The following is a 3,990-nucleotide window of genomic DNA, read 5'->3' as shown; positions in this document are numbered from 1 at the left end:
GGGGGGTGCTGGCTTGCCGGCGTTAGGGCCAGCGCAGGTATTACTGCTGCCGAGACTCGACACCCAGTTCATCCCACACCGACTCAGCCAGGTGGAACGTGGCGTTGGCTGCCGGAATGCCGCAATAGATGGCACTCTGCATCAGCACTTCCTTGATCTCGTCACGGGTCACGCCATTGTTGGCCGCCGCGCGCAGGTGCAGTTTCAGCTCATCGTTACGGTTCATGCCGATCAGCATGGCAATGGTGATCAGGCTGCGGGTGTGACGGGGCAGGCCCGGGCGGGTCCAGATATCACCCCAGGCGTGGCGGGTGATCATCTCCTGGAACTCGCCATTGAAGTCATTGAGCTTTTCCAGGCTGCGGTCCACGTGGGCATCGCCAAGCACCGCACGGCGCACTTGCATGCCGGCGTCGTAACGTTGTTTCTCATCCATGGCGTTTTCCTCAGTGAGCCAGCAGGAAGTCGAGCACACGGCGGCTGAACGCCTCCCCGATTTCGACGTTGGACAGGTGCGCTGCCGGGAAGTCTACGTACTCGGCACCTTGGATACCGGCCTGCATGAAGCGGCCATGCTCAGGGGTGGTGACCACGTCTTGTGTACCGGCAACGATCAGCGCGGGCACCTGGATGCGGCCCAGTTGTTCACGGTAATCGGCATCACGCACCGCTGCGCAGTTGGCGGCATAACCTTGCGGGCTGGTTTGCGCCAGCATCTGGCAAATGCGCTGGGCTTGCTCAGGCTGGGCCTGGACAAAGCCTGGGGTGAACCAGCGGGCGATAGAGCCATCGCGCAGGTCGACCATGGCCTGCTGGCCACCCTTGAGCACGGTGTCGATACGGGGGTTCCACACCTCGTCACTGGCGATCTTGGCGGCGGTGTTGCACAGGGTCAGGCTGTGCAGGCGCTGGCCGGCGTTGATGCCCAGCCACTGGCCAATCAGGCCACCCATCGACAGGCCGACAAAGTGCGCTTTCTGAATGTCCAGGCCGTCAAGCAGCGCCAGCACGTCACGACCCAATTGCTCGATGCTGTAGGGGCCTTCCGTGACCAACGAGGCACCGTGGCCACGGGTGTCGTAGCGCAGTACACGAAAGTGCTGGCTCCACAAGGGAATCTGGGTGTCCCACATGCCCAGGTCGGTGCCCAGCGAGTTGGACAGGACCAGCACCGGGGCGTTTTCCGGGCCATCGATCTGGTAGTTCAAAACGCCATCGGCCAGTTGCAAATGCGCCACAGCAGTCTCCTTCAGGCAGTGAAATGTTGATGTTCGGATACGGCGCGCGCCACCCAGACGCGGGCCTGGCCCAGGTAATGGGCAGGGTCGAGCAGGCGATCAAGTTCTTCGGCAGACAGCTCGGCACTGACCTGCGGTTCGTCACCCAGCACAGCACGCAAGTGGCGCTGCTCGGCCACCGCGCGCTGGCAGCATTGTTCGAGCAGGTGGTGGGCACGGTCGCGGCCCAGGCGCTGGGCAAGCACAATACTCACCGCTTCTGCCAGCACCAGCCCTTGGGTCAGGTCGAGGTTACGGCGCATGCGCGCTGCGTCCACTTCCATGCCCTCGGCAATGACCTGGGCCTGGCGCAGCGCGCCGGAGACCAGGCAGCAGATATCCGGGAGGGTTTCCCATTCTGCATGCCACAGGCCCAGGCTGCGCTCATGTTCTTGGGGCATGGCAGCGAACAGCGTCGACACCAGCCCCGGCACACGGGTAGCCGCACCAATCAGCACCGCAGCGCCCACCGGGTTGCGCTTGTGCGGCATGGTCGAAGAGCCGCCCTTGCCCGGCGCAGAAGGCTCGAACACCTCCCCCGCCTCGGTTTGCATCAGCAAGCTGATATCGCGGCCGAACTTGCCCAGGCTGCCGGCCACCAGGCCCAGCACCGAGGCAAACTCCACCAGGCGATCACGCTGGGTGTGCCAGGGTTGTTCAGGCAGGGTCAGCTTCAGCTGCTCGGCCAGGGCCTCGGCCACCGGCATCGCCTTGCTGCCCAAGGCGGCCAGGCTGCCCGACGCGCCGCCAAACTGCAGCACCAGCAAACGCGGGCGCAGTTCCCGCAGGCGCTGGCGGTGACGGGTCAATGCACCCAGCACGCCGGCCAGTTTCATGCCCAGGGTCACCGGGGTGGCATGTTGCAACCAGGTGCGACCTACCAACGGCGTATCAGCATGCTTCAAGGCCTGCTGCGACAGGGTATCGGCCAGTTTACCCAGGTCGGCTTCGATCAGGTCGAGGGCATCGCGCAACTGCAGGACCAACCCGGTGTCCATCGCATCCTGGCTGGTGGCGCCCAAATGCACATAGCGCTCAGCCTCGGGCACGCCACTGGCAATCACCTTGCCCAACGCCTTCACCAGCGGGATTGCCGAGTTGCCAGCGGTAGCGATGGCATTGGCTAGCGCACCAACGTCATAGCGCTCGGCCTGGCATGCCGCTTCGATGGCAGCCACGGCGCTGTGCGGGACCAGCCCGGCAGCGGCTTCGGCACGGGCCAGTGCGGCTTCGAAATCGAGCATGCCCTGCAGGCGGCCACGGTCGGAGAAAATCTCGCGCATGGCCGGCGCGGTGAAGTAGGCGTCGAACAGTTGGTTGGTCATGCCACGTCCTTAGTCATCGTGGTGCAGGTACGCGGCCTGCTTGGGCAGGCGCAGGCTGAACAGGAAGGCAATTGCCATCATGGCCGTCACGTACCAGTAGAAAGTGTTTTCCATACCCAGGGTCTTCAGGCCCAGGGCCACGTACTCGGCAGAGCCGCCGAATGCCGCGTTGGCGACTGCATAGGCCAGGCCCACACCCAGTGCACGCACCTGTGGCGGGAACATCTCCGCCTTCACCAGGCCGCTGATCGAGGTGTAGAAGCTGACGATACACAATGCCAGGCTGATCAGTACGAAGGCCATGAACGGGCTGGTGACGGTTTTCAGCGCCATCAGCAGCGGTACAGTGCACAGGGTACCGAGGGCGCCGAACAGCAGCATCGAATTGCGCCGGCCGATGCGGTCGGACAGCATGCCGAAGAACGGCTGCAGCACCATGAACAGGAACAGCGCGCCGGTCATCACGTAGCTGGCGTTTTTCGCCGTCATGCCAGCGGTGTTGACCAGGTACTTCTGCATGTAGGTGGTGAAGGTGTAGAAGATCAGCGAGCCACCAGCGGTGTAGCCAAGCACGGTAATGAAGGCCGCTGCATGGTTGCGGAACAGGCCACCGATCGAGCCTGCATCCTTGTCATTGCGGGTTTCGGCGCTGCTGGTTTCGTGCAGCGAACGGCGCAACATCAGCGAGATAAGAGCGGCAATGGCCCCCACCACGAACGGAATGCGCCAGCCCCAGGCCCGCAGTTCGTCTTCGGTCAGCAGCTGTTGCAGGATGACCACCACCAGCACCGCCAGCAACTGGCCGCCAATCAGGGTGACGTACTGGAACGAAGCAAAAAAGCCGCGCTGGCCACGAAGGGCCACTTCACTCATGTAAGTGGCGGTGGTGCCGTATTCCCCCCCCACCGACAAGCCCTGGATCAGGCGGGCCAGCAACAGCAACGCTGGCGCCCAGGTGCCAATGCTGCCATAGGTGGGCAGGCAGGCGATCATCAAAGAGCCGAAGCACATCATCAGCACCGAGATCATCAGCGAATTCTTGCGACCATGTCGGTCAGCGAGGCGGCCGAAGATCCAGCCACCGATGGGGCGCATCAAAAAACCTGCGGCGAACACGCCGGCCGTGTTCAACAACTGCACGGTCGGGTCGTCGGAGGGGAAAAAAGCCGGGGCGAAGTAGATTGCGCAGAAGGCGTAGACGTAAAAGTCGAACCATTCCACCAGGTTGCCTGATGAGGCACCGACGATAGCGAAGATGCGCTTGCTGCGTTCTTCGCCGGTGTAATAGGTTGAGGTCATGACGGGTTTACTCCTGGAGGGTACTAGGTAAGTCTAGACATACCTGGTAACACACTCGTTCCGCTATCTGGCTGGCAATTGGCCTTATG

At 62.9% G+C, this 3,990-nt stretch carries 4 protein-coding genes; all 4 read right to left on the bottom strand.

Annotation, left to right across the window (positions count from 1 at the left end; translation table 11 throughout):
• Positions 1 to 40 precede the first annotated feature (40 nt).
• From pcaC to ACK1VC_RS26175, 4 genes are read right to left on the bottom strand one after another with little or no spacing between them, the layout of a single operon-like run.
• Positions 41 to 436 (bottom strand): 4-carboxymuconolactone decarboxylase, encoded by a 396-nt coding sequence (pcaC, locus tag ACK1VC_RS26190; RefSeq protein ID WP_016488879.1) that lies wholly within the window; start codon positions 434 to 436, stop codon positions 41 to 43.
• A gap of 10 nt (positions 437 to 446) precedes the next feature.
• Positions 447 to 1,238, bottom strand: a complete 792-nt coding sequence (gene pcaD / locus ACK1VC_RS26185; RefSeq protein ID WP_016488880.1) for a 3-oxoadipate enol-lactonase — start codon at positions 1,236 to 1,238, stop codon at positions 447 to 449.
• A gap of 11 nt (positions 1,239 to 1,249) precedes the next feature.
• A complete protein-coding gene (locus tag ACK1VC_RS26180) occupies positions 1,250 to 2,602 on the bottom strand; it encodes a 3-carboxy-cis,cis-muconate cycloisomerase (protein WP_070086944.1) in 1,353 nt (450 codons plus the stop codon).
• A gap of 9 nt (positions 2,603 to 2,611) precedes the next feature.
• A complete protein-coding gene (locus tag ACK1VC_RS26175; RefSeq protein ID WP_016488882.1) occupies positions 2,612 to 3,901 on the bottom strand; it encodes an MFS family transporter in 1,290 nt (429 codons plus the stop codon).
• Between the last annotated feature and the right edge of the window lie 89 nt (positions 3,902 to 3,990).

It is taken from the genome of Pseudomonas sp. XP2 (assembly GCF_053557975.1).
Note: the sequence above shows the minus strand (reverse complement) of the source record. Positions and strands in the feature narration are given on the sequence as shown.